General features: G+C 64.1%; 1 pseudogene. It reads right to left on the bottom strand.

Features of this window, described 5'->3' with window-relative positions:
* Positions 1 to 1,216 (bottom strand): annotated as a pseudogene (locus ACQKJZ_RS19395) (DNA-directed RNA polymerase subunit beta); the annotation flags it as partial.

Below are 1,216 nucleotides of genomic sequence, written 5' to 3'. Positions count from 1 at the left end.
GCCATAATGCGTCGGGTGAACGTCGCGGACTTCGAAGCCCGCACGCTCACGCGTCAGACCGCCCGGCCCGAGCGCCGAGACGCGACGCTTGTGCGTCACTTCGGACAGCGGGTTGGTCTGGTCCATGAACTGCGACAGCTGCGACGAACCGAAGAACTCGCGCACCGCGGCGACCGCAGGCTTGGCGTTAATGAGGTCGTTCGGCATCACGGTCGACACGTCGACCGACGACATACGCTCCTTGACCGCGCGCTCCATGCGCAGCAGGCCGACGCGATACTGGTTCTCCAGCAGCTCGCCCACCGAACGCACGCGGCGGTTACCGAGATTGTCGATATCGTCGATCTCGCCCTTACCGTCCTTCAGGTCGACCAGCGTCTTGACGACCGAGAGGATGTCCTCGGTGCGCAGCGTGGTCACCGTGTCCGGGCAGTCGAGGTCGAGGCGCATGTTCAGCTTGACGCGACCCACGGCCGACAGGTCGTAGCGATCGGGATCGAAGAACAGGCCCGAGAACAGCGCTTCGGCCGTCTCCAGCGTCGGCGGCTCGCCGGGGCGCATGACGCGGTAGATGTCGGACAGCGCCTGCTCGCGCTCTTCGGCCTTGTCGGCCTTCAGCGTGTTGCGGATCCACGGGCCGGTCGCGACATGGTCGATGTCGAGCAGCTCGATCGTGTCGACGCCCGCCTTGTCCAGCGCCTCGAGGTTCTCGGCGCTGATCTCGTCACCGGCTTCGACGTAGATTTCGCCGGTCTGCTCGTTGATGAGGTCATAGGCCGAGTAGCGACCGAAGATTTCCTCGGTCGGGATCAGCAGCTGCGACAGGCCGTCCTTGGCCGCCTTGTTGGCGGCACGAGGGGAAATCTTCTGGCCGGCCGGGAACACGACCTCGCCCGAGTTCGCATCGACGATGTCGAACATCGGCTTGGCGCCACGCCAGTTCTCGGCCTGGAACGGGATCTTCCAGCCGCCATCACCGCGAACGAAGGTCAGGCGGTTGTAGAAATAGTTGAGGATCTCTTCCGAGTTCATGCCCAGCGCATAGAGCAGCGCCGTCACCGGCAGCTTGCGCTTGCGGTCGATACGGACGTTGACGATGTCCTTGGCATCGAACTCGAAGTCCAGCCACGAGCCGCGATACGGGATCACGCGCGCAGCGAACAGATATTTGCCCGAGGCATGGGTCTTGCCACGGTCATGGTCGAACAGCACGCCC

It is taken from the genome of Sphingomonas sp. NPDC019816 (assembly GCF_050274375.1).
GTDB lineage: Bacteria > Pseudomonadota > Alphaproteobacteria > Sphingomonadales > Sphingomonadaceae > Sphingomonas.
Note: the sequence above shows the minus strand (reverse complement) of the source record. Positions and strands in the feature narration are given on the sequence as shown.